This window comes from Microbacterium sp. GW823-FHT02G05 (genome assembly GCF_058797175.1).
In genome coordinates, this window is sequence record NZ_JBXAJK010000001.1 from 1,976,740 (window position 1) to 2,003,168 (window position 26,429).

Sequence of the window (26,429 nt, forward strand, 5' to 3'; positions counted from 1 at the left end):
ATTGATAGCGTGAGTGCGTGACTGCCGCCGCGACTGAAGATCACGGGGGTGCCCCGGGGGGCGCGCCCACCGCCTCGTCGTCGACGGATGCCGTTTCGGCGTCGTCGGCCACATCAACAGCTGTCCCTGCACAGGGCGCGAACAAGGGGAGCGGGCCGAAGAAACGCCCCGCCGCGAAGAAGACGCCGACGAGGTCCGCCGCTGCCAACGCCGCGAAGACGTCGACGACCGCGCGCCCGGCCTCCAAGACCACTGCCACCACCGGAAAAGCGGCCACACCGAGCACGGCCAAGGCCACCGCTGCCAAGAGCACGGCCGCGAAGACGGCTGCGGTGAAAGCCAGCGCAGCAAAGACCGCCGCCGCGAAATCGTCGGCCACGACCGCGGCGAAGAAGGCCACCGCCGCCAAAGTCCAGGCCGTCAAGGCCTCCGCGTCCGATGCGGATGCTGCGAAGAAGGCGGCCGCGCGTTCGGCTGCTGCGAAGAAGGCGGCGGCAACACGTGCCGCACGCGCACGCGAAGCGGCACGTGCGGCCGAGGCCGCTGCAGCGAAAGAGAGCAAGGCTGCGCTCGTGCGGGCCGAGACAGACTCCGTTGCTCCCGCGGAGGTGGCTGCTCGCACGGCCCTTACCGCGCCCGTTCCGACCGGCATCGAGGCGGACGCTCCCGAAGCTCATGGGGTCCCGATCGATACTGTCGAGACGGTTGCGCCGATCGAAGCCATCGAAACGGTAGAAGCTGACGTCGAGACGATCGACACCTCCGCTTCGGAGGACACTGCTGAGTCGGTCCTCGACGCCCCCGCAGACGAGGCCGACGCTCACGCCGTGTCCGAGACGCCGGACGAAACGGAACCTACGAGCGAGGATGCCCCCGCCGAGGATTCGACAGAAGAGGCATCCGCAACGACAATTCTCGCGGCGCCAGTCGTCGCCGACGTGGAAGGCAGCGGTGAGCACGCGCTGGAAGTGCGCGAGCTCAGCAAGTCCTATGGCGACACCCGCGCCGTCGAGGCCATCTCACTGAGCGTTCCTACCGGCGCCTTCTACGGCATCGTCGGGCCCAACGGTGCAGGCAAGACGACGACCCTGTCGATCGTGGCGGGGCTCCTGCGACCGGACTCCGGCACCGTCAAGATCGCGGGACTCGACCACTCCACCGGCGGAGCCAAGCGCATTCTCGGTGTGCTGCCCGATCGGCTGCGCACCTTCGACCGCCTGACGGGGCGTCAGCTGCTGCACTACTACGGACTCCTGCGTGGCCTCTCTGCCGACGTTGTCGAGAAGCGCACAGCGGATCTCGCCCGCGCGTTCGACCTCACCGGGGCGCTGGGGCGTGTCGTCTCCGACTACTCGGCGGGAATGACGAAGAAGATCATGCTCGCTGGCGCCATGATCCACTCTCCGCGGGTTCTCATCCTCGATGAGCCGTTCGAATCGGTGGACCCGGTGTCTTCGGGCATCATTCTCGACATCCTGCGTGCCTACGTCGCACACGGAGGCACGGTCGTCCTTTCCAGCCACGGCATGGATCTCGTCGAGCGCGTCTGCTCGCGGATCGCTGTGATCGTGGGCGGCAGGGTCCTCGCCGAAGGCACGGTAGACGAGGTGCGCGGTGAGCAGTCGCTCGAAGAGCGGTTCACGGAACTCACCCGCGGCGCCGGTGAGGTGGAGGGGCTCGAGTGGTTGCACACGTTCTCCGCCTGAGACTGGCGCTGATGTTCGGTGCCCTGCGCGGGGACCGGCGACGCGTGTTGCGTACGGTGATCGAGCTGATCGTGCTTCTGGCCGCCACCGCCGCCACCGTCGCAGCGGTGCTGAGCCTGCAGACAGCGACCTCGGGCACCGCCACCACGGTGATCATCGTGGGCGGCGCACTGTTCATGCTCGGCTTCTTCCTCGCGCCGATCCTCGCCGGCACGGTCGATCAGTTGGACCCGCGGCGCTTCGCCGTCTTCGGGCTCAGCCTGCGCCGTCTGCCCTGGGTTCTGGCGCTTGCGGCTCTGATCAGCGTGCCCACGCTCGCCCTGGCCGCTGTGATCGTCGCTGTCGGCATCGTGGCGAGTGCTTTCGGTGCGCCACTCGTACTGACCGTTCTCGGCGGCGTGCTGGCACTGATCACGGCGGTGCTCGCTGCGCGCATCGGGATGCTGCTGATCGCGCTCGCCCTTCCCGAGCGGCGTTCCCGTGAACTCACGGCCCTGTTCACTCTGGCGCTTGTCGTCGTGGCTGTCCCCGTCGGCGTCTTCGTCGCATCGATGAGCTGGAACGGTGATGTTCCACCGGCTCTGGAGACCGCGGCCTCCGTCCTCAGCTACACCCCATTCGGTGCGGCGTTCGCGCTGCCCTTCGCCGCGGTCGCTGCGGAGTGGGGCGCCATATGGGTCATCGGCGTGATCGCCGTCGTGACCGCCGGGCTTCTTGCGGCGCTGTGGGCGTGGCTGGTGCGTCGAGCACTCACGACGACGGGACGCCGTGCGGCATCGCGAGAACGTCCCGGCCTCGGATGGTTCGCGCTCCTGCCGTCGACGCCCTTCGGAGCGATCGCCGCGCGAAGCCTGGTGTACTGGCTGCGCGATCGTCGTTACCTCGTGAACGTGGCGATCGTCCCGATCGCGGGCGTTCTCTCGGCGGTTCCCCTCCTTGTCGCCGGTGTACCTCTCACGTATGCAGCGGCATTGCCCGTTGCCGTGATGGCGCTCTTCTTCGGCTGGTTGCCGCACAACGACATCGCGTATGACTCCACCGCGTTCTGGACGCACGTCGTGAGTGACGTGCGCGGCATCGCGGATCGTCTGGGGCGCCTCGTGCCGATCATCCTCATCTCCCTGCCGATCCTCGCCATCGCCGTCGCGCTCACTCTCGCCGTGATCGGCCGCTGGTCACTGCTGCCGGTGTTCATCGGGGTCACGATGAGCCTGCTTCTGTCCGGGTTCGGTCTCTCGAGCATCGCCTCTGTCGTGGCTCCCTACGCCGTCTCCCGGCCCGGCGACAGCCCGTTCCAGCAGCCGCAGCGCGCGACCTCTCGCGGAGCGTTCGGGCAGGCAGGTGCGCTCATCGGCGCTGTCGTGGTCTCTGCTCCCACGATCTGGCTCGCCTGGCTCGCGCTGAGCGATCCGATGGCCTCCGTGCAGGTGCCGCTGTGGGTGGGGCTGGGCACCGGGGTTCTGGTGCTGACGGTCGGCACTGTCATCGGTGCGCGGTTCTACGAACGTCGTGAAGAGCGCGTCATGGAGTTCATCGAGACGGTCTGACGCGGCCCATCCGCTGACGATCGCGGCTAGAATCGCCGCTATGAGTACTCCGCTGGATGCCCCTGACGCCGGAGGCGTGGCCACACTCGACCGTGACCTCGAACGCCTTCTCGAAGAAGAGCTGCAGGAGCCGGGAGACCACGAGCGCTTCTCGCACTACGTCAAGAAAGAGAAGATCCTCGAGTCGGCGTTGACGGGCAAGCCCGTACGTGCGCTGTGCGGCAAGAAGTGGACTCCGGGTCGCGACCCCGAGAAGTTCCCGGTCTGCCCGACCTGCAAAGAGATCTACGAGTCGCTGACGAAGTAGACGTCAGAGCGCGTCGACGTACACGGTCGGGATGGCCGGGTCCGACTTGCTGAGCGCGAGCGCGCGCACCGGCATCTCCTCGCGCACGCGCAGATGGTGGGCGCGAGCGGATTCGGTGCCCTGCGGGCCCTCGTACGAGGAATCGATCTCGCCGTTCTCGACGAGCGTCACCTGCAGAGGGCGACCTCCTGGGTGCTCCTCGGCGGTGTCGACCTCGTCGAAGCCGGAGGAGACGGCGATGGTCTCGGCGACGGCGACGCCGTTCTCGAGCGTGCGGAAGGCCGCCTTGCGTCCGCCCTGGGAGCCCTTGTCCTGCGAGGCCTTGGCGACACTGACCCAGCTCCCTGTGGCGTCCTGTCGGGCGACGAGCTTGTAGACCATGCTTGCGGTCGGATAGCCGGAGCCGGTGACGACGGATGTGCCGACGCCGTAGGCATCGACGGGGGAGGCTGCGAGGGCGGCGATCGCATACTCGTCGAGGTCGCTGGTCACGGTGATGCGGGTACCGGTCGCGCCGAGCTCATCGAGCTGGTCTCGCACGCTCGCGGCTACGAGCGGCAGATCGCCGGAGTCGATGCGCACGCCGCCGAGGCCGGTGCCGGCGACGCGGATCGCGGTCTCGACGCCGCGGCGGATGTCATAGGTGTCGATCAGCAGCGTGGTCGAGGTGCCCAGCGCATTGACTTGAGAGCGGAACGCGTCTTCTTCGCTGTCGTGGAGGAGCGTCCAGGAGTGCGCGGCGGTGCCCATCGTGGGGATGCCCCAACGGAGTCCCGCTTCCAGGTTGCTCGTCGCGCTGAAGCCGGCGATGTACGCGGCGCGCGCGGCGGCGACGGCCGATTCCTCCGCGGCGCGACGTGAGCCCATCTCGGCCAGCGGGCGCTCCCCGGAGGCGATGCTCATACGCGACGCGGCCGTCGCGACGGCGGAGTCGTGGTTGAGTACGCTGAGCGCGAGCGTCTCGAGGATGACCGCGTCGGCGAAGGTGCCCTCGACGGTGAGGATCGGCGATCCCGGGAAGTACAGCTCGCCCTCGCGGTAGCCGCGGATCGTTCCGGTGAAGCGGTAGTTCTCCAGATAGCGCAGCGCCTGATCATCGACGATCCGGTTGTCACGCAGGAAACGCAGCTCCTCCTCGCCGAAGTGGAAGTCCCGCAGCAGGGACAGCAGCCGACCGGTGCCGGCGACGACGCCGAAGCGACGGCCGCCGGAGAGCCGACGGGAGAACAGTTCGAAGACGCAGGGACGAGACCCTGTTCCATCTCGCAGAGCCGCATCCAGCATGGTGAGCTCGTACTGGTCGGTCTTGAAAGCGGTGGAACCGGTCATGCGTTCAGTGTAGTGAGAGCACGATTCCGCCGAGTCGCGGACCCAACCATCCGGCGACGCGACTAGGCTTTGAGATCATGAACGACGCGCCTATCGGCATCTTCGACTCTGGTGTCGGCGGGCTCACCGTGGCACGAGCGATCCGTGCACAGCTGCCGCGAGAGTCGTTCGTCTACATCGGCGACACGGCGCATTCGCCCTATGGCCCGAAACCGATCGCCGATGTGCGGCGCTACGCGCTCGAAGTGCTGGACACCCTCGTCGATCAAGGGGTGAAGATGCTCGTGATCGCATGCAATACGGCGTCCGCCGCGATGCTCCGCGATGCGCGTGAGCGCTACAGCGTCCCTGTTGTCGAGGTCATCGGCCCCGCGGTTCGTCGTGCGGTCTCGACGACGCGCAATGGCAGGATCGGTGTGATAGGCACCGCAGGGACGATCGCGTCGCGTGCCTATCAGGACATGCTCGAGGTCAACGAGAGGCTCGAGGTCTTCACGGCGGCGTGCCCGCGCTTCGTCGAGTTCGTCGAGGCCGGGATCACAGACAGCCCCGAAGTCCTGGCCGTCGCGGAGGAGTACTTGGCTCCGCTGCGCGAGGCCGGGGTCGACACCCTGGTGCTCGGATGCACGCACTATCCGTTCCTGCGCGGCGCGATCGGCTACGTCATGGGGGAGGGCGTCGCGCTGGTCTCCAGCGACGACGAGACCGCCGGCGACGTGTACCGCCAGCTCGTCCGCGGCGACCTGCTCGCGCCGCAGAACGCTCGACCGCGCTACACCTACGAAGCCACGGGCGCCTCCGCTGAGGATTTCACGGCGCTCGCCAACCGGCTGATGGGTCATGAGGTGCGCGACGTGCAGCTCGTGCAGACGGGCGTCATCACCCTTCCGGAAGAGTTCGCCGAGCTCGACCGCATCACCGACTGACCGACCACGCGCAGCATCCGCTCCGACGCGAACAGAGAAGAGAACCGCATGTCCGACATCGTCCGCGCCGACGGCCGCAGCACCGACCAGCTTCGTGAGATCACGATCGAGCGCGGCTGGAGCGCCCATGCCGAAGGCTCTGCGCTCATCAGCTTCGGCGGCACGAAGGTGCTGTGCACCGCGTCGTTCACCAACGGGGTGCCGCGCTGGTTGACCGGCAAGGGCAAGGGCTGGGTCACCGCTGAGTACGCGATGCTGCCTCGGGCGACGAACAGCCGCAACGACCGCGAGAGCATCAAGGGCCGCGTCGGCGGACGCACGCACGAGATATCCCGTCTCATCGGGCGCGCGCTGCGCGCGGTCGTCGACACGAAGGCGCTCGGCGAGAACACGATCGTGATCGACTGCGACGTGCTGCAGGCGGACGGCGGAACGCGCACGGCCGCGATCACCGGTGCGTATGTCGCCCTCGCCGATGCGATCGAGTGGGGCCGTACGAAGAAGTTCATCGGGCAGAAGTCCCAGGTGCTGATCGACTCCGTCGCCGCCGTCTCGGTGGGAATCATCGACGGTGAGCCGATGCTCGATCTCGCCTACGTCGAGGACGTGCGCGCCGAGACCGACATGAACGTCGTCGTCACCGGGCGCGGCCTCTTCGTCGAGGTGCAGGGCACCGCTGAGGGAGCGCCCTTCGACAAGCGCGAACTCGACGCGCTGCTGGACCTCGGCGTCGCTGGCTGCGCCGACCTGCGCACGCATCAGCTCGCGGCGCTCGACGCGGAGTGACGATGCAGATCGTCCTCGCCACGCACAATCCGCACAAGGTCGCCGAGTTCCACGGCATTGTGCGCGATACCCGTCCTGACCTGGAGGTCATCGGATACGACGGCCCCGAGCCGGTCGAGGACGGCATCACGTTCGCGCAGAACGCACTGATCAAGGCGCGCGCGGCCTCAGCCCACACAGGGCTCGCCGCTCTCGCAGACGATTCGGGCATCTGCGTCGATGTTCTCGGCGGGGCGCCCGGAATCTTCTCCGCGTACTGGGCAGGGCAGAAGAAGGATGCGATCGCCAACCTCGAACTGCTGCTCGACCAGCTGCACGACATCGCCGATCCGCACCGCACCGCGCACTTCCTGTCGACGATCGCGCTTGTCCTGCCGGACGGTCGCGAGTTCACCGTCGAGGGAGTCTGGCCGGGACGCCTTGCGCACGCGGCGTCAGGGAAGGGGGGATTCGGCTACGACCCGATCTTCATCCCGGACGAGCAGCCGACGGACGTGGAACGTTCCGTGGGGGAATTCACCGCGGAGGAGAAGCAGGCGCATTCACACCGCAGTCGTGCGTTCGAGGCACTCGGCCCCCTTCTCGCCCAGCTCTGAGCGCGCTCGCGCCAGCCGTCAGCGCGACGTCGGAATTCCCGACGTCGGCGTGCGGTCGGCGATAGTGTCAACGGCCTCCGCCGCTTCACGGACGCGGCGTCGAATGCGCAGCAGGCGCGCGACGACGAACCAGAGAAGCAGCGCTGCGATCACAGCGATCACCGCCTTCGACAGCACGCCGCTCCACTGCTCAAGCACCGGCGCGATCGCGGGGCCGAAGGCGAAGCCCAATCCGATCCAGATGCCGTTCCACACGCCGGATCCGAGGAACGTGTAGCCGGTGAACTTCAGCAGCGGCATCCGCTCGATGCCCGCCGGGATGGAGATGAACGAGCGAACCAGGGGCACGCAACGTCCGAAGAGCACGGCGAGCCCGCCCCAGCGGAGGAAGAACGCCTCCGCCTTGTCGAAGTCGTCCGTGTCCATGAGAGGGATGCGCCCGACGAGACGTCGCGTGCGATCCCGGCCCAGGGCGGCGCCGATCCCATACCAGGCCAGCGCGCCGAGTACGACGCCGAGGGTCGCGGCGAACCACGCACCCCAGAAGCTCATTCGCCCTTCGTAGGCGAGGAACCCGGCTCCGGGAAGCAGCGCTTCGGAGGGGATCGGGGGCACGAACGTCTCGATGAGCACGGCCACGCCGACGCCGATCTCGCCGAGGGACTGCATGAGCGAGAGCACCCAGCCGATGAATCCTTCGTACTGCGGGTCGGTCGTCATCGGCACTGTGAGCGCGCTGGTGATCATCGTCGGCGTCCTCCCTCGTCGACGCTCGTCGCGCCCTCTCCATGGTGCCACGGGGGTGCGGGAGAGACCTGGGTAACCTCTGGGGGTGTCGACGTGCGAGTGAGAACCGTTACCGTTCCCGACTAGGCCTTTTCGCCCGTGACGCCCGTGGATGCGGCCTAGCCTGGAGGCATGCACGATCACGCTCCCGCCGCCGGCGGCATCCGCTCGGCCAATCACCGACGCCTGCTGACGATCTCCCTGTCGCTCACCGCGACGGTCATGGTCGTGCAGATCGTCGGCGCGCTGCTCAGCGGGTCACTCGCCCTGCTCGCGGACGCCGCGCACATGTTCACGGATGCCTCGGCGCTCGTCATCGCACTCATCGCGAGCACGGTCGCCGCCCGCCCGGCCGACGACCGTCGCACCTTCGGCTATCAGCGGGCCGAGGTGTTCGGGGCGCTCATCAACGCCATCATCCTGATCCTCCTCGCCGGATGGGTCGCGATCGAGGGGGTGAGCCGCCTGATCAATCCGGGCGAAGTCGAGGTCGCCGGCACACTCATGCTCATCGTCGCGGCTGCCGGCCTCATCGCGAATGCGACGTCGATGTGGATCCTCAGTCGCGCGCAGAAGACGAGCATCAATGTGCGCGGCGCCTACCTGGAGGTCATGGGTGACCTGATCGGATCGGTCGGCGTGATCGTCGCCGCGGTCGTCATCATCGTCACGGGATGGATGCCGGCGGATGCGATCGCCTCGCTGTTCATCGCGGCGATGATCATCCCGCGGGCGATCAGCCTGCTGCGGGAGGTGTTCTCCGTCCTCGCGGAATCGGCCCCGAAGGGCACGGCCGTCAGCGAGATCCGCACGCACCTGCAGGGCTTCGACGGAGTCACGGGCGTGCATGATGTGCACGTGTGGCAGCTGACGCGCGGAGCGCCCGTTTTCACCGCACACGTCACGGTGGCACCCGAGGTGTTCTCCTCTGGTCGCTCCGGCGCGCTTCTCGCGGAGATGCAGGAGTGTCTCGCCGACCACTTCGACGTCGCCCACTCGACCTTCCAACTCGAACCCGACGACCACGCGGAGTGCGAGCCCTCGCACGCCTGATGATGCGGGCGACGCTCAACGTTCGACGATGATCTCGTCGATGCCCTTGTCGGGGCGCAGGCCTCGCCAGCGGGGATGCCGCAGGTGTCCACCGGGCGTCCAGTTCGCGAACTCCACCTCAGCGACGAGCACGGGATCGACCCACTGCGCGTCGGAGGCATCGAGCGACGGCACGCCGACGAGGCCGGGTTCCTCGGCTGCGAGCGGTGCGAGCCGCACGGCGAGGTCGCGCAGCATCCGATCGGTGAATCCGGTGCCCACGCGACCCACGTACCGCAGCCCTTCGGATTCGGGCACTCCGAGCAGCAGGGAGCCGATGCGCCCCGTGCGGTCTCCCTGCCCGGGGCGGATGCCCCCGATCACGACCTCCTGCGTGCGCGTGTGGGCGAGCTTCAGCCACGATCCGGAGCGCTCGCCGGGTCTGTAGCGAGACGAGGCGTCTTTCACGACGATCCCCTCGAGCCCGAGTTCGGCACTGAGATCCAATGCCGCGTCGACATCCTCGAACACCGGGGGAACGACGATACGGGCATCGGCATCCTCTGACACCCGTTCCAGGAGTTCTCTGCGATCGCGCAGCGGAAGAGCGGTGATGTCGTGTCCGTCGAGATGCATCAGATCGAAGAGGTGGTAGCGGATGGGGGTGCGCACGACCTCTCTTTCGATCTCGCGCGCCGAGGCGAGGTGCATGCGGTTCTGGAGCAGCGCGAAACTGGGGCGTCCCGTGGCATCCAGCGCGACGATCTCGCCGTCGACGATGGCCTCCTGCGCGCTGAGGTGAGGCGCGCCGTCCGCGGTCAGCTCTGGGTAGCGGTCCGTGATCTCGATGCCGCTGCGGGCGAAGAGCCGGAAGCGCCCGTGACGCCAGGTGCCGATCGCGCGAATGCCGTCCCACTTGATCTCTGCCCACCGTGACGGATGCGACGACGCGCCGGTGCCCGACGAGCCCAGTGACCGCGCGAGTCCCGATGTGCCCCGAGTGGCGAGCATCGGCCGCGGTGCGGTGAAGGGCCCCGCCGATGTGGCGTCCGGGTCGGTGACGGTCGGTGACGTCCACGGTCTCGGTGCGTCCCGCCGCGCGCTCGTGCGCGACGGCACCGGCGTGGGCGTCGGATCAGCGGGAACCTGGGCCACAGCGAAAGGGTCGATGCCCTGGGCGGCGCGGTCGAGGACCTCTTCAGCGGTGAGCTGGGCGAGATCCGGGTCGTCGAGTTCCTCCCAGGTGCGGGGAGCTGCGACCCAGGGGTGCGCGCGCCCCCGCAACGAGTAGGGGGTGATCGTCGTCTTCGCGCCGTTGTTCTGGCTCCAGTCGATGAACACCTTGCCCGGGCGCATGACCTTCGCCATCGTGCTCGTGACGAGGTCAGGATGGTCACTCTCGATCGCCTGTGCCAGGGCCTTCGCGACGGCCGAGACCTCATCGCTCGTCTGCTCTCCGGGCAGCGCGGCGTAGAGGTGGATTCCCTTGCTGCCGCTCGTGACGGGCACCGCATCCAGACCCATGCCGGTCAGAATGCCTCGGGCGAGGCGCGCCACCTCGGCGCACTGCGCGAGCGATGCCCCCGGGCCGGGGTCGAGGTCGAGCACCATCCGGTCGGGGCGCAGACGGGTGGCGTCGGCATCGAAGCGCCACTGAGGGGTGTGCAGTTCGATGCTCGCCACCTGGGCGAGCCAGGCGAGGGCTGCGACCTCCTCGATCACCGGATACTCCTTCGCGCCTCCGGAGTGCTCGATCGGGACGCGGCGGATCCAGTCGGGTGCCCCGCGTTCGAGCTGCTTCGTGAAGAACGAATCTCCCGGATGCTGCGCCGTCCCGACGCCCTCGACCCAGCGTTTGCGGGTGACGGGGCGACCGGCGAGCTGGGGGAGCAGGAGCGGCGCGATGCGCGTGTAGTAGCTGATCACGTCGCCCTTGGTGGTGCCCGCGTCGGGGTAGACGATCTTGTCGAGATTGGTCACGCGCAGGCGGCGGCCATCGATCTGCACGACCTGACCGTCCTTCGCCATGCCGTCAGAGTACACCGCGGGGACATCTCTGGTGGGAAGCGAGCCGCTGGTGTGTACTGGTGCCATGAGGACGATCTGGAAGGGCGCGCTCACCTTCGGCCTGGTCAACGTGCCTGTCAAGGTGTATTCGGCGACGGAAGACCATGATGTGCCGCTGCATCAGGTGCACGGTGAGGACGGCGGGCGCATCCGCTACCAGCGCACCTGCGAGGTGTGCGGGCAGGTGGTCCCCTTCGCCGACATCGACAGGGCCTACGTCGATGACGGGCAGACCATCGTGCTGACGAAGGATGACCTCGCGGCTCTTCCCGCGGAGCGCAGCCGCGAGATCGATGTCGTCGAGTTCGTCCCGAGCGACCAGGTCGATCTGCTGACCCTCGACAAGGCGTACTATCTCGAGCCGGACTCCTCGTCACCCAAGGCCTACGTTCTGCTGCGCCGCACGCTGGAGGCTACGGATCGCACGGCGATCGTGCGCTTCACCCTGCGGCAGAAGACGCGGCTCGCAGCACTGCGTGTGCGCGGCGACGTTCTCGTGCTGCAGACGCTGCTCTGGGCGGATGAAGTGCGCGAGCCCGCATTCCCGGCGCTGGACGAACCGGTGAAGATCTCGGACAAGGAGCTGGAGCTCTCGGCGAGTCTGGTCGAGAGCTTCTCCGGAGACTTTGACCCCGAGACGTTCGTCGACGAGTACCAGGCGGAGCTGCGCACCCTCATCGACGCGAAGATCGAGAAGGGCGAGGGGTTCGAGGTCTCGGAGACCTTCGCGGCGTCAGACGGTGCGGAGAAGGGCGGCGAAGTCATCGACCTGATGGAGGCGCTGCGGGCGAGCGTCGAACGCTCCCGCGCCGCGAGGGCGAAGGACGCCGGATAACGCAGAAGCGCGTGTCCGCCGGATCGGCAGACACGCGCTTCGAGTGCAGGGATGTCAGTGCTTACCGTCTCCGTCGAGGTCGGGTGCGCGGTCGAACACATCGCTGTCGAGGACGAGCTCCTCGGCCTCTGCGGCATCCGTGACGACATCTTCGCCGGCCGCTGCCGCCTTCTTCGCCTTGTGGCGCTCGACGAGGTAGTGCCACAGCGTGACGAGGGCGGTACCGCCCACGGCGATCAGGAGGATCACATCGATGTACTCGGTGACGAGGTCGCGGATCCACGGGATGTAGGCGATCAGGTAGCCGACCATCGTCAGGCCGAAGCCCCAGATCATCGCGCCGATGAAGTTGTACAGCGAGTAGCGGCGCCACGGCATGTGGCCGACACCGGCGGCGACAGGGGCGAAGGTGCGCACGATGGGGACGAAGCGCGCGAGGATGACCGTCAGCCCGCCGAAGCGCTCGAAGAACGCGTTCGTTCGTTCGACGTTCTTGCGACTGAACAGCCCGGATTCTTTGCGTTCGAAGACGGCAGGCCCGCCCTTGTGGCCGATGAGATAGCCGACCTCGCCGCCGACGAAGGCCGCGAGGGCGATGAGCAGCGACACCACCCAGATGTTGAGACCGAACACATCGTTGGTGTGCGTGAGAAGGCCCGCGATGATCAGCAGCGTGTCGCCGGGAAGCAGGAAGCCCACGAGGAGCCCCGTCTCGGCGAACACGATGAAGCACACGACCAGGAGCGCCCAGGGGCCCGCGCTGGAGATGATCAGCTGCGGGTCGAGCCAGGGGATGAGTGCTGCGTTATGCAAATGAGGTCCCGTCAGATGTGACTTTCGGCGGCCAATGAAGGGGATGCCGCAGCATCCGGAATCGACGGAGCCTGAGCCCGTCTTGTGCGGAAGGGGGGACTTGAACCCCCACGCCCGAAGGCACAGGAACCTAAATCCTGCGTGTCTACCAATTTCACCACTCCCGCGCGGTCGGTTCATTCTACTGATGCGCAGGCTCGTTCTGACGTGGGGTTATCCCGAAACCGCCCTGTGGATAACTTCTGCGGGCGTGTCGCCGTTCTTGCGACGATGCTTCGCGTGAATCAGCCCACCGCCGTCGTCGCCGAGCGCGTGCGCGCCCGTCTGCGAGCTGAGCGGCGCGATCCGTCTGTCGACCCCGATGAGGTTCGGCGCATCGCGCAGCTCGAGGTACGTCGGCACAACGACCTCGCGCTCGCCCGTGGCACGGCGACGATCGACGACGAGGCGGCCTGCGTGCGCGATATCCTCGCGGGAGTGAGCGGTTTCGGTGCGCTGCAGACGCTGTTGGATGATCCCGACATCGAAGAGATCTGGTTGAACGGTCCGGAGCGGGTGTTCATCGCGAAGGGCGGCACGACTCAGCGCGTGCCCGTGCAGCTGACCGACGCGCAGCTGCGTGATCTCGTCGAGCGGATGCTGCACACCAGCGGTCGCCGGGTTGACATCAGTCAGCCCTTCGTCGATGCGTCCTTGCCGGACGGCTCGCGTCTGCACGTCGCGATCGCGGATGTGGTCCGCGGCTCGTGGGCGGTGAACATCAGAAAGTTTCTGCCCCGGTTCCGCACGCTCGATTCGCTCGTGCGCCAGGGCGCCGTCACGCCGGACATCGCCGAGCTGCTCGGCCATGCGATGCGCGAAGGGCTCAGCGTCGTCGTCTCCGGCGCGACGCACGCCGGCAAGACGACACTGCTCGCAGCGCTCATCGGAGAGTGCCAGAACCAGCGCATCATCACGGTGGAGGAGACGTTCGAGCTCGCCGTCGACGCGCCTGATTTGGTCGCTCTGCAGGGCCGTCAGGCCAGCCTCGAAGGAACGGGCGAGATCACGCTGCGCCGCCTGGTGAAAGAGGCGCTGCGCATGCGCCCTGACCGCCTGGTGATCGGTGAGGTGCGCGACGCTGAGGCTCTCGACCTCGTGCTGGCGCTCAACACCGGCGTCCCCGGGGCTGCGACCGTTCACGCCAACTCGGCCGCCGACGCTCTCGAGAAGCTCGCGATGCTTCCGTTGCTTGCCGGGCGCAACATCGACAGGGCGTTCATCGCGCCGGCGCTCGCCGCGTCCGTCGACCTCGTCGTCCACTGCGCGCGGGATGCCGCTGGACGGAGGCGGATCGTCGAGGTGCGGGAGCCGCTCAGCGCTGACGCCGACGGGCGGATCCGCTCGCGGCTGATCTACCACGTCGACGAATCTCCGATGCCGGTCGACCCGTTCCTCGAGGTCGCCGGATGACTCTGCTTCTCGGAGCCCTGCTGGCCGCAGGACTGCTGCTCACGGCCTCGCCGTGGCTGTGGCCGCCGCGCGCGAGCGTGCCGAAGGGACCCCGCGACACTGTTCTGATCCGTCTGGTTCGCGAGGCTGGGTTCAGCGGCACTCCTCGAGTGGTCATTGCCGTGACGGTCGCGGGCGCGCTGGTGACGGCCTCCGTGCTGTGGTTGGCGACGGCATCGGCGCCGCTCGCGTTGGTGGGAGCAGTCGCCGCGGCGAGCGCTCCGATCGTCTATCTGCGCTCTCGTCGTCTCGCGCTCCTGCGCCTTCGTCGTGCGCTCTGGCCAGACATCTGCGACCTGCTCGTCGCCTCGATCCGTGTCGGCATGTCGCTTCCCGATTCGGTGAGCGCGCTGGCGGGTTCCGCACCCGCGCCGCTTCGGCCCGCGTTCGCACGCTTCGCCCGTGACTTGCACGCCACCGGGCGCTTCGACACGAGCGCCGAGAAGCTCAAAGAAGCGCTCGCTGATCCGGTCGCCGATCGGATCGTCGAGACGCTCCGCATGGCGCGCGAGGTCGGAGGCACAGAACTCACGACCGTGCTGCGCGCGCTCTCCGCGTCGGTGCGCGCGGAAGCGGCGCTGCGAGCCGAGGTGGAAGCCCGCCAATCCTGGATTCGCGGTGCGGCGGTGCTCGGTGCGGTCGCTCCCTGGGTGATCCTCGTCCTTCTGCTGCTGCGCCCCGAAGGAGCCAGCGCCTATGCGAGCGCCGAAGGTGTGCTCGTGATCCTCGCGGGGGCGGGGGTGTCCGTTCTCGCCTTCCGTCTCATGCTGCGCATCGGACGCCTTCCTGAGCAGCGACGGTGGTTTCGATGAATCCCACATCTGCGCTCGCCGTGTCGATCCTGCTCGGGGGTCTTCTCGGAGTCGGCGCCTTTCTGCTGCTGTCCGCGCTTCCTCGGTGGCGCGCGCTCCCGCTCGCTGTGCGCATTGCACCGCACCTGCGTGACGTCACCGGAGAGACCGAGCAGCCTCGGCTCTGGAGCGCCCGCATGCCCGCCTCTACGGGAGCACGATGGTCGGAGATCGCTCACCGTCTCCTGGGCGTGATCGGTGCGGGTGGTGGCACGGTCCCGCTGCGGCTCTCTCAAGCGGGCGTCGACCGCACGCTGGCCTCCTTTCGGGGCCGGCAACTCGGCTGGGCCGTCGTGGGCGTCGCCGTCGGGGCGATCGGCGCCATCGCGCTCGCCCTCGCCGGTCGGATGAGTCTGCCCGCCGTCCTGCTGCCCGTCGTCACCGGTGCTGTCGCGGGCGTGATCTACGACTATCTGCTCTCGATGCGCGCCAAAGCCCGCATCGCTCGTCTCGGCGAGGAGTTGCCGACCGTCCTGGAGTTCTTCGCCCTCTGCCTGTCGGCGGGCGAGACACCCCTCGACGCGCTGCGCCGGGTCGCCTCCACGGGATCAGGCGAACTGAGCCAGGAACTGCGACTCGTGGTGCTTGCCGTGCACACGGGGTCGGGCCTGGGTGAGGCGTTCGGCGAGAGCGCGCAGCGTCTGCAGATTCCCGCTTTCTCCCGGGTCGTCGATCAGCTGGTGGCTGCACTGGAGCGGGGTGCCCCGCTCGCCGCGGTGCTGCAGGCTCAGGCCACCGACGCCCGAGAGGAATCGAAGCGTGGGCTCATCGAGAGCGCGGGTCGCAAAGAGATCCTCATGCTCCTGCCGCTCGTGTTCCTGATCCTCCCGCTCAGCGTCATCTTCGCCGTCTTTCCCGGCATGTTCATCCTGCGACTCGGACTGTCCTGAGCCGCACCAGAAAGGAGTCTCATGAATGCCCTCTCCGTGCGCGCGATGCGCCGCCTGCATGCCATCCTCGATGAAGACCGCGGTGATGTCCCCGGCTGGGTTCTGATCACGTTGATGACCGCGGGCCTTGTGGTTCTCATCTGGGCGGTCGCCGGGCCGGCGCTGACCGCGATGTTCGAGGACGCGCTGAGTCGCGTGAGCGGCATGTCCTGAAGCGCGGACCGATGACGCAGAGTGAGCGGATGCGACGCGGGTGGCGGGCGCGGCGGATGCTGCGCGACGACGCGGGCTCGAGTCCGGTCGAGTTCGTTCTCGTCGGCACCCTGCTCACTGCTCTGACGCTCGCCGTGCTGCAGATCGCCGTGGCGGTGTACGTGCGAAACGTGCTGCACGACGCGGCAGTTGAGGGCGCGCACTACGCGGCCCTCGCCGACTCCACGCCCGCCGAGGGCATCGCCCGGACACAGGAGGCGATCACCCGAGCGGTGGGGGCGGCATACGCCGAGGACGTGACCGTGTCGAGCTCACGGGCGCTCGGAGCGCCCACGATCGAGATCCGCGTGCGCGCCATGCTGCCCGTGTTCGGGCTGCTGGGAGCTCCGCAGGGGCTGGAGGTGAACGGCCGTGCGCCGCTCGAATCCTTCGACGACTGAGCATCGCCACCTCTGGCGCGACGAGACCGGTTCTGCGGCGCTGGAGTTCATCACGGTCGGCGTGATCCTCCTGGTGCCCTTCATCTATCTCGTGATCGCCCTCGGAACCGTGCAACACCAGATGCTCGGTGCCGAAGCGGCCGCCCGCCACACGGCCCGGGCGATCAGCGCCGCAGCCGGACCCGCAGACGCCGAAGTCCGGGCAGAGCAGGCCATGGCGGCGACGCTGGCCGAGTACGACATGGCCGCAGTCGACGTCACTGTGGATCTGCGCTGCATCCCTGTAGGCGTCACATGCCCCTCTGCCGGGACGACGATCGCCATCCAGGTCAGTACGCGCGTGCAGATGCCCTTCGTCCCGCCGATCTTCGGGCTTGACCGGGTCACGAGCATCCCGATCGAAGCCTCCGCCGTGCAACGCGTCTCGCGAACCTGGAGGGACCGATGAGACGCGCACTCGCGCTGTTGCGTGAGGAGGAGGGCAGCACACTGCCGCTCATCCTCGGGTATCTGCTCCTGGCGATCGCGGTCACCCTGGTGTGCGTCTGCGCCACTGATCTGTACATCGCGCAGAAGCGGCTGGATTCCCTGGCGGATTCTGCGGCGCTCGCCGGTGCCGACGGGTTCGTGCTCTCGGTCGGCGCCGACGGTGCGCGCGCGGAGCTGACCGATGGTGGGGTGCGCGAGCAGGCCCTCGCGATCGTTGCGGTGATCGACAGGGACGCCGAGGTTCTCGCCGCGACGACGCCGGACGGCGTCTCCGCCCGGGTCAGTGTGCGGGCGGTGTGGAACCCGCCCGTGCTCAGTCCGTTCATTCCAGGCGGAGTCGAACTCATCTCCACCGCCACGAGTCGCACCGCGCTGCGCTGAGCGTGCACGTCATCTTCAGGAGCAACGGCGAGCTCAGCCCTAGGCTTCACGCATGACAATCGACTGGCGCGACGACCGCATTGGTGCAGCTCTCCGCGGCGAGAACCCCACCGTGCTCGGCGAGACAAAGGCAGGCTTCGCCGTCATCGGCGACACGCAGTTCCTTCCTGGATACAGCGTGCTGCTCTCGCGCACGCCCGGGCCGACAGTGCTCGCCGAGCTTCCGCGCCCCGAGCGTGTGCAGTTCCTCGCCGACACCGACCTCCTCGCGACCGCCGTCGAACGAGCCTGCCGTCGGGTGGGTGAGGGATTCACACGCATCAACATCGACATCCTCGGCAACAAAGACGCCTTCGTGCACGCGCACGTCTGGCCGCGGTTCGATTGGGAAGACGAGGTGCGCCGCCGCTACCCGGTATGGCTGTACGACGGTGCCAACTGGTCAGACCCCGCGCACGCCCTCGGCCCGCAGCACGACGAGTTGCGACAGGCCATCAGCGACGAGCTCGCGGCAGCGCAGGCAGAGTTCGCCGACTAGTCGCGCCCCGGAGGGCGCGGCGCGAAGCGCGGGATCCACCGGAGGAATCCGGCCGCGCCCAGCAGTCCGATCACGCCCATCGCTCCCGTCGCGACCATGATCGACGACGCGGCGGCGATGGCCGAGAACAGCAGGGGAGCGGTCGCCCCTCCGACATCCGTCAGCGTCCGCCACGACCCGAGAAAAGCGGCCGGGGCATCCTGCGGTGCGACATCCGCTCCGAGCGTCAGCAGGATGCCGCTGGAGAGCCCGTTGCCGACTCCCAGCACCGCCGCGAAGAGCCCGAACCACAGCACCGCCATGTCGCCGTCGTGCGTGAACGAGAGTGCGATGAATCCGCTCCCCATCAGGATTGTCGCCGGCAACGCTGCCCAGAGCCTGCCGAACCGGTCCATGACCTGCCCGCTCGCGTAGAAGAGCGCGAAGTCGATCGCGCCGGTCACACCCATGACGAGCGCGATCGTCGAGGCATCCAATCCGATCGAGACGCCCCAGATCGGCAGCGCCACCTGCCGCGCCGAACGGACGGCCGACAGTGCAGCAGCGGCGAGTCCGAGTCGGGAGAGCACCCCGCGGCTCTGCCACATCGTGCTGAAGACGCCGCGTCGGGCCTGCGACGGGATGGAACCCGTGACCGCCTCACCCGAGTCCTCCACGAGCTCGGGCCCGTTCGCAAGCGCCGCCTGCTCTTCCGGATCCGGCCCGAACAGAACCAGCAGGATCAGCACGACCAGGCACGCGCCGAAGAACCACAGCGTCGAGAACTCTGTCTGGAACGCCGACAGCAGCACAGCCGACACGAACGGTCCGACGAACATGCCGAGGCGGAACGATCCGCCCAGCAGCGACAGTGCTCGCGCGCGGAACTCCAGCGGCACCCGTGTCGTCATGAACGCGTGGCGGGCGAGCCCGAACGCCGACGCCGAAATGCCGATGACGAACACCGCGAGCGTGAAGAGCGGAAGCGACGGAGCCAGCGCGCACGCCACGGCGCCCAGGAGCGCGATGATGCCCGCGATGACCATCGTGTAGCGCTCACCGAGACGGGCCACCGCCCAGCCTGCCGGCAGGTTGCCGCAGAGCTGGCCGACGACGAGAGCGGATGCCACGAGCGCCGCCGTCGCGAGATCCGCGCCCATGTTCGCGGCGATGACCGGGATGAGCGGCAGCACGGCGCCCTCGCCCAGCGAGAACAGCACGGTCGGGAGATAGACCATGGGCCCGTACTGCCAGAGAACCGTCGACGCTCGCGTACGCATTGCCCCACGGTATCGCGCGGGATGGTGAGTCCACGGCTCGGGCGCGATAGTCTGGGCAGGTCATGCTCGAACTTGATCTCTCCGCCCAGATCGCGGACCTCCGTCAGACCTACAGCGATATCGCCGAGGTCGTCGACGTCGAGAAGCTCCGTGCCGATATCGCCCGTCTCAGTGAAGAGGCCGGTGCTCCCGACCTCTGGGACGACCCCGAAAGCGCGCAGAAGGTCACCAGCGCCCTCAGCCATCGGCAGGCCGAGCTGAAGCGCGTCCTCGAGGTCGGCCAGCGTCTCGATGACCTCGAGGTGCTCATCGAACTCGCCAATGAGATGGAAGACGAAGACTCCGCGGCCGAGGCGCGCGCCGAGCTCGACGCGTTGACGTCCGTCATCAACCAGCTTGAGGTGCAGACGCTGCTCGACGGCGAGTACGACGAGCGTTCCGCCATCATCACCATCCGCTCGGGTGCCGGCGGCGACGACGCCACCGACTTCGCCGAGATGCTCATGCGCATGTACCTGCGGTGGGCCGAGCAGCACGGCTACTCCGTCAAGGTCATGGACACGTCCTACGCCGAGGGTGCAGGAATCAAGTCCGCCACTTTCGAGGTCGACGCGCCCTATGCTTTCGGCACGCTCTCGGTCGAAGCGGGCACACACCGTCTCGCGCGCATCAGCCCCTTCGGATCGGCTGACAAGCGCCAGACATCCTTCGCGGCCGTCGAGGTGATCCCTCTCATGGAAGAGGCGACCGAGGTCGAGATCCCCGAGAACGACATCCGCGTCGATGTCTTCCGCTCGTCCGGTCCGGGCGGGCAGTCGGTCAACACGACTGACTCGGCCGTGCGCCTCACGCACCTTCCGACGGGCATCGTCGTGTCGATGCAGAACGAGAAGTCGCAGATCCAGAACCGCGCCGCCGCGATGCGCGTGCTGCAGACGCGCCTGCTGCTCCTGCAGAAGGAGGAAGAGGCAGCGAAGAAGAAGCAGCTCGCCGGCAACATCACCGCGAGCTGGGGCGATCAGATGCGCTCCTACTTCCTCTACGGCCAGCAGCTGGTGAAAGACCTGCGCACCGGTTTCGAATCGGGCAACCCGGCCAACGTCTTCGACGGCGACCTCGACGGATTCATCTCCGCGGGCATCCGCTGGCGCAAGCGCAAAGACGAGGACTGATCCACACGGCAGCGGATGCTGCCCAGGGGAGTGTCGCTCGCCGCAGGCGGGTGCCTGCCGCTTAGGCTCAAGACGCCATGATTCGGTTCGAAAACGTCACCAAGCGCTATCGCGGCACGAAGCGTCCCGCCCTCTCGGGCGTCGATTTCGAGGTGCAGCGAGGAGACTTCGTCTTCCTCGTCGGCACGTCGGGATCGGGGAAGTCCTCGTGTCTGCGGCTGATCCTCCGTGAAGAGATCCCGACGAGCGGCCGTGTGGCCGTGCTCGGCCGTGACCTTCGCACGCTCGCGAACCGCAAGGTGCCGTACTTCCGGCGCAACATCGGCTCGGTGTTCCAGGACTTCCGGCTGCTGCCGTCGAAGACGGTCTTCCAGAACGTGGCGTTCTCGCTGCAGGTCATCGGCGCCTCTCGCGGATTCATCCAGCAGGCCGTGCCGGAGGCGCTCGCACTCGTCGGTCTCGAAGGCAAGGAGAAGCGTCTTCCGCACGAGCTCTCCGGCGGTGAGCAGCAGCGCGTCGCGATCGCGCGAGCGATCGTGAATCGCCCGCAGGTTCTCCTCGCCGACGAGCCCACCGGAAACCTGGACCCGGCGACCTCGACAGACATCATGCAGCTGCTGGCGCGGATCAACGCCGGTGGCACGACCGTGCTCATGGCCACGCACGAGGCGGCGTTCGTCGACCAGATGCAGCGGCGCGTGATCGAGCTGCGTAACGGTGAGATGGTGCGTGACGAGGTCGGCGGCGGATACGGCGACACCTCGCACGTCCCGATCCTCACGCCGGAGGCGATTCGCGGTGCGGCCGCCTCTGCCGCACTCACCGCGGTTCTCGAGGTCCAGCGCGAGACCGCCGCGGCGATCTCGGGCGACAGTCTCGCCGCAGCCGCCGTGATCGCGGCCGCGATCGAGACATCCGATGCGGCAGCGCCCGCACCGGTGGCGCCTGCCGCCGAAGACAGTGTGCAAGCAGAGGCATCCGAGTCTGCGGAGCCCGCCGCAGACATCACCGCGACGGGGGCACAGCAGCCCATCGCGCTACCCGACGTCGACATCGCCGAGATCGGCGTCGCAGGTCGACTCGGACTCGAATCCAACGACGACGAGGAAGTGGGACCCACCTCATGAGGCTCGGTCTCATCCTCTCCGAGGCGCTGACCGGTCTTCGCCGCAACGCCTCCATGGTCATCTCCGTTGTCCTGGTGACCTTCATCTCGCTGACCTTCGTCGGCGCCGCGATCCTCATGCAGTCGCAGATCGGTGCGATGCGCGAGTACTGGGAAGGCCGCGCACAGATCGCGGTCTACATGTGCTCCGAGGTCTCACAGACCGAGACCTGCGTCGACGGCGTCGCCAATGAGGAGCAGCTTGCTTTCGTCGAGTCGGAACTCGCCAGTGACACGCTTGCACCGCTCATCGCGGATGTGCGCTTCGAGGACCGCGACGAGGCGTACCAGAAGACCGTCGACCTCGTCGGCGACGACTACGCGAGCGTCATCACGCCCGAGCAGATGAATGAGGTGTTCTGGGTCAACCTCAAGGATCAGACCCAGTCGACGGTCATTGTGGAGGCGTTTCAGGGGGTGAAGGGCGTTGAAGAGGTCAAGGACCAGCTCGAGTACCTCGATCCGCTCTTCTCTGCACTGACGATCGCGACCTACATCGCCGTCGGCATCGCCGGACTCATGCTGATCGCCGCCGTGCTGCTGATCGCCACCACCATCCGGCTCTCGGCCTACGCGCGCCGCAAGGAGATCGGCATCATGCGACTCGTCGGTGCGTCGAACCGATTCATCCAGACGCCGTTCGTGCTGGAAGGCGTGTTCGCGGCGGTCATCGGGTCGCTGCTCGCGAGCACCGCCGTGCTGCTGGGAGTGCACTTCGGGGTGCAGGAGTACCTGCGCGGTCGAGTCACATTCATCACGACGTGGGTCACGATGCAGGACGCGCTGCTCGTCGTGCCGATCATCGTGGGTATCGGAGTCGTGCTGGCTGCGCTGTCCGCCGGTTTCGCGATCCGCCGCTGGTTGCGCGCGTAGCATCCGCACCGCAGTTGCCGGCGGCGACCGCGGTGTTGTTAGACTGACAGGCTGCCGTGCGCCCGCATGGCTGCAGAGGAGAGCACTATGCCCAGGGAACGCGGGGAGAAGGTCATCGCGACCAATCGTCGCGCACGTCACGACTACAACATCGAGAAGTCGTACGAAGCGGGGCTCGTGCTGACCGGCACTGAGGTGAAGTCGCTGCGCCAGGGGCGCGCGAACCTCAGCGACGGCTACGCCTTCATCAAGGGCAACGAGGCCTTCCTCGACGCCGTGCACATCCCGGAATACTCCCAGGGGCACTGGACGAACCACTCGGCCAAGCGCATCCGCAAGCTCCTGCTGCACCGGGAAGAGATTGCGAAGCTGTCGCACGCGGTCTCCGCCGGCGGGTACACGCTCGTGCCGCTGCGCCTGTACTTCTCCGACGGGCGCGCCAAGGTCGAGATCGCACTTGCCAAGGGCAAGAAGGAGTACGACAAGCGTCAGACGCTGCGCGAACGGCAGGACAACCGGGAAGCAGAGCGCGCCATGCGTCTGCGCAACCGGATGGGCGAGTAGCCCTCGACCGTCAGATCTTCGGGGCGAACCCGAAGGCCTCGCCGAGGAAACGAAGCTCCGCCTCAGCGACGGTGATGATCGTCTCCGCCTGGCGGAAGCCGTGTCCTTCGCCCGGGAACAGCAGGTACTCATGGGGGATGCCACGCGCAGCCAGCGCGTCACGGATCGCCTCCGACTGTGACGGGGGAACCACCGCGTCATCCTCGCCCTGCAGCAGCAGAACGGGCACATCGATGCGCTCCGCGTGGGTGAGCGGCGAGCGTTCGATGTAGACGGCCTCGGCCTCGGGCAGCGGGCCCACAAGCGCGTCGATGTAGTGCGCCTCGAAGTCATGGGACTCGGCAACCAGCGCGCGCAGGTCTGCGACGCCGTATCGGCTGACGCCCGCGCCGAAGACGCCACCGCGCACGAGCGCTGACAGCACAGTCCAACCGCCCGCGGATCCGCCACGGATCGCGAGACGCGCGGGATCAGCTGCGCCGGATGCGGCAAGCCCGGCGGCCGCGGCGAGCACGTCATCGACGTCGACGACGCCCCACTGTCCATTGAGGCGTTCGCGATAGGCGCGGCCGTAGCCGGTCGAGCCCCCGTAGTTCACGTCCAGAACGCCGATGCCGCGACTGGTGAGGTAGGCGATCGCGGGGGAGGCTGCACCGGCGACATGCGCCGTCGGACCACCGTGCACGAGCACGACATAGGGAGGGCGCTCACCCTCGGGCGCCGTCGCCAGAGGATTCGTGGGCGGGTAGTCGAAGGCGTGCACAGGGCCGTGGGTCCCGTCGATCGTGAGAGGACGCGCGACCGGCACCCACGCCGGATCGAACGTTCCACCGCCACGCACCGAGGTGACCCGCCCATCCGCGGTGTCCACGAGCCAGAGACCAGCCGCGCTCGACGGGCCGGCGCCGGTGATGAGGACGCGTGTGCCCGACGCATCCTCCACGCTGAGTCCGGCATTCATCGGCACGGTGAGCGTGCGGGTCGCGCCGTCGGGCGTGATCACCACGACCTCATCAGTGCCGTTCGTGCGCAGCGCGACGATGCTGCCGTCGTCCAGTGGCTGGTACCACCGCTGTCCGAGAACCCAGAGACCACCGCCAGTATCCGCGTCTGCGGGAGAGACGGGGGTGGGCCCGGCCGTCACCGCGAGGCCGTCGAGCTCGAGGTGCTGGAGGTTCCAGCGGTCGGTGGGATCATCTGCATAGAGCAGAGAGGTGTCGGAGAGCCACTCGGGCTGCAGGGCCGCACGCGTCGGGGTCTGGGAGACAGCGTCGCCATCGATCTCCTGCACGCGCAGATGCGCGCTGTCCCAGGGCATCTGCCGCCCCGACCATTCGACGAACGCGACGCGTGTGCCGTCGGGCGAGAGCGTCGGGTGCGCCCAGAATGCGGTTCCCTCCACGAGCACGCGGATCTCCGAGGCATCCGCGCCAGCACGCCCGTCGGTGGGAATCTCGACGAGCGCGCGCAGATGTGGCTGCACCGTGAGGTCCTCACGCACCGCCAACAGTCGGCCCGACTGCACGCGTAGCCCACCGTGGCGTGGGCCGGCGGGGGTCAGCGGCTCCGGCGTGCCGCCCGGGGAGAGTCGATACACGCGTTGATCGGCTGCCTCGACGAAGAACAGCGTGCCCGTCGCATCCGCCGTCCACGCGCCGCCGCCGTACTCGTGCACCTTGGACCGAGCGCTCCAGGGTGCAGGGAGCAGGTCGACGGTTCCGGATGCCTCGCCGCGACGGATCGTCACCCGCCCACGCTCGGCCGGGACCGACTCGCCCCACCAGATGTCATCCCCGACGAAGCGCGCCCCGTCGATGCGGGAGCCGGCGACTGCGAGATCTGCTGCGGTGAACGGCGAATCCCAGGCACCGTACGGAGCGGTGTACGACAGAGCGGAACGGTCAAGCATTCTTCGAGCCTACGCGGGCTCCGCATTCCGGGGCTCGCGATCGGGCCTTGGAGCGGCCCCGGTGGTCGCCGCATCATCGAGGCCGGCGTGGGGTGCTCGCAACACCCCACGCAGATCTCAGACGGCGCGCAGGACCGCGACGATCTTGCCGAGGATGGTCGCTTCGTCGCCGAGGATCGGTTCGAATGCGGAGTTGCGGGGGAGCAGCCAGGTGTGACCGTCTCTGCGGCGGAATGTCTTGACGGTGGCTTCGCCATCGAGCATCGCGGCCACGATCTCACCGTTCTCCGCCGTGTGCTGTGCGCGCACGACGACCCAGTCGCCGTCACAGATCGCCGCGTCGATCATCGACTCGCCGGACACCTTGAGCATGAAGAGGTCTCCCTTGCCCACGAGCTGACGGGGAAGCGGGAAGATTTCTTCGACGTGCTGATCAGCCGTGATCGGCACGCCTGCGGCGATCTGGCCGACGAGGGGGACGAGCGCCGCATCGCCCACGGATGGCGCGGTGTCAGCCGGGTTCTCTCCGGCCGTGCCGGGGAGGTCGATGAGAACCTCCATCGCACGGGTCTTGCCCGGGTCGCGGCGCAGGTATCCACTCAGCTCGAGCTGTCCGAGCTGGTGCGTCACGCTCGAGAGCGACTTGAGGCCCACAGCGTCGCCGATCTCGCGCATGCTCGGCGGATAGCCGTTCACCGCGATCGATGTCTGGATCACCTCGAGGATCGCCAGCTGCTTGGCGCTGAGGTTCTTGCGGCGCCGAGTACGTGCGACCTCTGCGTCGGACGATGCGGTGTCGCTCATGGGTGCTCCTTCGTCGTGATTGTCGCGTCGTGGGATCGGATCCCTGATTCCGCCGGGGAAATGACCTCGCGGGCCGAATGTCTGAGGCCCGTGGTGGGCTGTGTTCATCGAAACCGTAGCCGATGTTCGGACGAAAACGGAATATCTGTTCGAGCGTGTCGAGCTGGTTTCGAAGAGTTTTCTCGAACAAACCTTGACACACGTTCGAAATCGAAGATATCTTCGGAACGTAGGTTCGCATTCGGCTCTCTCGGCCGAGAGCCGAATGCGAACACTGCGTCACACCTCTTCTAAGGAGCAGGCGACATGACCACCATGACCCTCACCCCGGCAACGCCCGTCCAGACGCGTCTGCGCATCACGGCGCGAGGTCGTCGGGTGCTGGCCGCTCTCATCGCGCTTCCGATCGCGATCGGGATCGCCGCAGCCGCTCTGAGCGGCGGCAGTGCGACGGCCTCTGCGGAGGCGAGCGGTGGGGTGTCCTTCGAGACGGTCACGGTGGTTCCCGGTGACACGCTGTGGTCGATCGCGACGACGATCGCGCCAGAGGCTGATCCTCGCGACGTGATCGATGAGATCCGCCGACTGAACCTTCTGCAGAGCGGCGCGCTCTCCGTCGGGCAAGAGCTCGCACTGCCCGCTGCGTACACGAAGTAGAAA

At 67.7% G+C, this 26,429-nt stretch carries 29 protein-coding genes and 1 tRNA gene; 21 read left to right on the plus strand and 9 right to left on the minus strand.

The genetic code is table 11. The features are described 5' to 3' along the window. Positions 1-40 precede the first annotated feature (40 nt). Positions 41-379 (minus strand): hypothetical protein, encoded by a 339-nt coding sequence (locus tag AC1REM_RS09620; protein ID WP_492514418.1) that lies wholly within the window; start codon positions 377-379, stop codon positions 41-43. On the opposite strand from AC1REM_RS09620, the gene AC1REM_RS09625 reads away from it, so the two are divergent. From AC1REM_RS09625 to AC1REM_RS09635, 3 genes are read left to right on the plus strand one after another with little or no spacing between them, the layout of a single operon-like run. Beyond that, positions 333-1,706 (plus strand): ABC transporter ATP-binding protein, encoded by a 1,374-nt coding sequence (locus AC1REM_RS09625; RefSeq protein ID WP_492514419.1) that lies wholly within the window; start codon positions 333-335, stop codon positions 1,704-1,706. The genes AC1REM_RS09620 and AC1REM_RS09625 overlap by 47 nt on opposite strands. Continuing rightward, positions 1,682-3,253 (plus strand): hypothetical protein, encoded by a 1,572-nt coding sequence (locus tag AC1REM_RS09630; RefSeq protein ID WP_492514420.1) that lies wholly within the window; start codon positions 1,682-1,684, stop codon positions 3,251-3,253. The genes AC1REM_RS09625 and AC1REM_RS09630 overlap by 25 nt, the downstream gene beginning before the upstream one ends. A gap of 40 nt (positions 3,254-3,293) precedes the next feature. Next, positions 3,294-3,560 carry a DUF3039 domain-containing protein gene (locus AC1REM_RS09635; protein ID WP_204939612.1) on the plus strand — a complete coding sequence of 89 codons (267 nt, stop codon included), beginning with the start codon at positions 3,294-3,296 and terminating at the stop codon, positions 3,558-3,560. Between the two features lie 3 nt (positions 3,561-3,563). On the opposite strand, the gene AC1REM_RS09640 is transcribed toward AC1REM_RS09635, so the two are convergent. Further along, positions 3,564-4,889 carry a nicotinate phosphoribosyltransferase gene (locus tag AC1REM_RS09640; protein ID WP_492514421.1) on the minus strand — a complete coding sequence of 442 codons (1,326 nt, stop codon included), beginning with the start codon at positions 4,887-4,889 and terminating at the stop codon, positions 3,564-3,566. A gap of 77 nt (positions 4,890-4,966) precedes the next feature. Here AC1REM_RS09640 and murI point away from each other — a divergent pair, with 77 nt between their 5' ends. Genes murI through rdgB form a run of 3 tightly spaced genes read left to right on the plus strand, consistent with a single transcriptional unit; the run spans position 4,967 to position 7,197 of the window. Beyond that, the gene (gene murI / locus AC1REM_RS09645; protein WP_492514422.1) at positions 4,967-5,815 is read left to right on the plus strand and encodes a glutamate racemase; all 849 of its coding nucleotides are present in this window, start codon (positions 4,967-4,969) and stop codon (positions 5,813-5,815) included. 48 nt (positions 5,816-5,863) lie between these two features. Further along, positions 5,864-6,601, plus strand: coding sequence for a ribonuclease PH (rph, locus tag AC1REM_RS09650; protein WP_492514423.1), 738 nt, complete (start codon positions 5,864-5,866; stop codon positions 6,599-6,601). A 2-nt stretch (positions 6,602-6,603) separates the two neighbouring features. Beyond that, complete coding sequence (gene rdgB / locus AC1REM_RS09655) at positions 6,604-7,197, plus strand: RdgB/HAM1 family non-canonical purine NTP pyrophosphatase (protein ID WP_492514424.1); 594 nt, start codon at positions 6,604-6,606, stop codon at positions 7,195-7,197. 18 nt (positions 7,198-7,215) lie between these two features. Here the strand turns inward: rdgB and AC1REM_RS09660 are convergent, their stop codons facing one another. Beyond that, a complete protein-coding gene (locus AC1REM_RS09660) occupies positions 7,216-7,944 on the minus strand; it encodes a DedA family protein (protein ID WP_492514425.1) in 729 nt (242 codons plus the stop codon). 171 nt (positions 7,945-8,115) lie between these two features. On the opposite strand from AC1REM_RS09660, the gene AC1REM_RS09665 reads away from it, so the two are divergent. Next, on the plus strand, positions 8,116-9,036 hold the full coding sequence (locus AC1REM_RS09665; RefSeq protein WP_492514426.1) for a cation diffusion facilitator family transporter: 921 nt from the start codon (positions 8,116-8,118) through the stop codon (positions 9,034-9,036). Positions 9,037-9,051: 15 nt separating this feature from the next. Here AC1REM_RS09665 and ligD read toward each other — a convergent pair whose 3' ends face one another. Beyond that, positions 9,052-11,043, minus strand: a complete 1,992-nt coding sequence (gene ligD, locus AC1REM_RS09670) for a non-homologous end-joining DNA ligase (protein ID WP_492514427.1) — start codon at positions 11,041-11,043, stop codon at positions 9,052-9,054. Between the two features lie 64 nt (positions 11,044-11,107). Between ligD and ku the strand changes: the two genes are divergently transcribed. Further along, the gene (gene ku / locus AC1REM_RS09675; RefSeq protein ID WP_454128047.1) at positions 11,108-11,917 is read left to right on the plus strand and encodes a non-homologous end joining protein Ku; all 810 of its coding nucleotides are present in this window, start codon (positions 11,108-11,110) and stop codon (positions 11,915-11,917) included. 54 nt (positions 11,918-11,971) lie between these two features. On the opposite strand, the gene AC1REM_RS09680 is transcribed toward ku, so the two are convergent. Further along, on the minus strand, positions 11,972-12,730 hold the full coding sequence (locus AC1REM_RS09680) for a DedA family protein (protein WP_492514428.1): 759 nt from the start codon (positions 12,728-12,730) through the stop codon (positions 11,972-11,974). Between the two features lie 85 nt (positions 12,731-12,815). After that, positions 12,816-12,897, minus strand: a tRNA-Leu gene (locus tag AC1REM_RS09685). Positions 12,898-13,207: 310 nt separating this feature from the next. Between AC1REM_RS09685 and AC1REM_RS09690 the strand changes: the two genes are divergently transcribed. Genes AC1REM_RS09690 through AC1REM_RS09725 form a run of 8 tightly spaced genes read left to right on the plus strand, consistent with a single transcriptional unit; the run spans position 13,208 to position 18,023 of the window. Then, the gene (locus tag AC1REM_RS09690) at positions 13,208-14,182 is read left to right on the plus strand and encodes a TadA family conjugal transfer-associated ATPase (protein ID WP_492514492.1); all 975 of its coding nucleotides are present in this window, start codon (positions 13,208-13,210) and stop codon (positions 14,180-14,182) included. Next, entirely contained in the window at positions 14,179-15,033 is an 855-nt protein-coding gene (locus tag AC1REM_RS09695; RefSeq protein WP_492514429.1) for a type II secretion system F family protein, read from the plus strand. Before AC1REM_RS09690 ends, AC1REM_RS09695 begins: the two co-directional genes overlap by 4 nt. Further along, positions 15,030-15,962, plus strand: coding sequence for a type II secretion system F family protein (locus AC1REM_RS09700; RefSeq protein ID WP_492514430.1), 933 nt, complete (start codon positions 15,030-15,032; stop codon positions 15,960-15,962). The genes AC1REM_RS09695 and AC1REM_RS09700 overlap by 4 nt, the downstream gene beginning before the upstream one ends. 21 nt (positions 15,963-15,983) lie before the next feature. Next, positions 15,984-16,175 (plus strand): hypothetical protein, encoded by a 192-nt coding sequence (locus tag AC1REM_RS09705; RefSeq protein WP_492514431.1) that lies wholly within the window; start codon positions 15,984-15,986, stop codon positions 16,173-16,175. 11 nt (positions 16,176-16,186) lie between these two features. Then, entirely contained in the window at positions 16,187-16,615 is a 429-nt protein-coding gene (locus AC1REM_RS09710; protein ID WP_492514432.1) for a TadE/TadG family type IV pilus assembly protein, read from the plus strand. After that, positions 16,587-17,063 (plus strand): TadE/TadG family type IV pilus assembly protein, encoded by a 477-nt coding sequence (locus AC1REM_RS09715; protein WP_492514433.1) that lies wholly within the window; start codon positions 16,587-16,589, stop codon positions 17,061-17,063. The genes AC1REM_RS09710 and AC1REM_RS09715 overlap by 29 nt, the downstream gene beginning before the upstream one ends. Next, positions 17,060-17,485, plus strand: coding sequence for a pilus assembly protein TadG-related protein (locus AC1REM_RS09720; RefSeq protein ID WP_492514434.1), 426 nt, complete (start codon positions 17,060-17,062; stop codon positions 17,483-17,485). The genes AC1REM_RS09715 and AC1REM_RS09720 overlap by 4 nt, the downstream gene beginning before the upstream one ends. Positions 17,486-17,537: 52 nt before the next feature. Next, positions 17,538-18,023 carry an HIT family protein gene (locus AC1REM_RS09725; protein WP_492514435.1) on the plus strand — a complete coding sequence of 162 codons (486 nt, stop codon included), beginning with the start codon at positions 17,538-17,540 and terminating at the stop codon, positions 18,021-18,023. On the opposite strand, the gene AC1REM_RS09730 is transcribed toward AC1REM_RS09725, so the two are convergent. Then, complete coding sequence (locus AC1REM_RS09730) at positions 18,020-19,282, minus strand: MFS transporter (RefSeq protein WP_492514436.1); 1,263 nt, start codon at positions 19,280-19,282, stop codon at positions 18,020-18,022. The genes AC1REM_RS09725 and AC1REM_RS09730 overlap by 4 nt on opposite strands. Positions 19,283-19,344: 62 nt before the next feature. Here AC1REM_RS09730 and prfB point away from each other — a divergent pair, with 62 nt between their 5' ends. The 4 genes from prfB (at position 19,345) to smpB (ending at position 23,056) form a co-directional block, all read left to right on the plus strand. Next, complete coding sequence (gene prfB / locus AC1REM_RS09735) at positions 19,345-20,454, plus strand: peptide chain release factor 2 (RefSeq protein ID WP_204939629.1); 1,110 nt, start codon at positions 19,345-19,347, stop codon at positions 20,452-20,454. 77 nt (positions 20,455-20,531) lie between these two features. Then, positions 20,532-21,581, plus strand: coding sequence for a cell division ATP-binding protein FtsE (gene ftsE, locus AC1REM_RS09740; RefSeq protein WP_492514437.1), 1,050 nt, complete (start codon positions 20,532-20,534; stop codon positions 21,579-21,581). Continuing rightward, on the plus strand, positions 21,578-22,492 hold the full coding sequence (ftsX, locus tag AC1REM_RS09745) for a permease-like cell division protein FtsX (protein WP_204939631.1): 915 nt from the start codon (positions 21,578-21,580) through the stop codon (positions 22,490-22,492). Before ftsE ends, ftsX begins: the two co-directional genes overlap by 4 nt. Positions 22,493-22,579: 87 nt before the next feature. After that, on the plus strand, positions 22,580-23,056 hold the full coding sequence (gene smpB, locus AC1REM_RS09750) for an SsrA-binding protein SmpB (RefSeq protein WP_204939632.1): 477 nt from the start codon (positions 22,580-22,582) through the stop codon (positions 23,054-23,056). 10 nt (positions 23,057-23,066) lie between these two features. On the opposite strand, the gene AC1REM_RS09755 is transcribed toward smpB, so the two are convergent. After that, positions 23,067-24,965: a S9 family peptidase gene (locus AC1REM_RS09755; RefSeq protein WP_492514438.1), complete on the minus strand. Its 1,899-nt coding sequence runs from the start codon at positions 24,963-24,965 to the stop codon at positions 23,067-23,069. 117 nt (positions 24,966-25,082) lie between these two features. Further along, entirely contained in the window at positions 25,083-25,769 is a 687-nt protein-coding gene (gene lexA, locus AC1REM_RS09760; protein WP_204939634.1) for a transcriptional repressor LexA, read from the minus strand. A 306-nt stretch (positions 25,770-26,075) separates the two neighbouring features. On the opposite strand from lexA, the gene AC1REM_RS09765 reads away from it, so the two are divergent. Next, on the plus strand, positions 26,076-26,426 hold the full coding sequence (locus tag AC1REM_RS09765; RefSeq protein ID WP_454128028.1) for a LysM peptidoglycan-binding domain-containing protein: 351 nt from the start codon (positions 26,076-26,078) through the stop codon (positions 26,424-26,426). Positions 26,427-26,429: the final 3 nt, after the last annotated feature.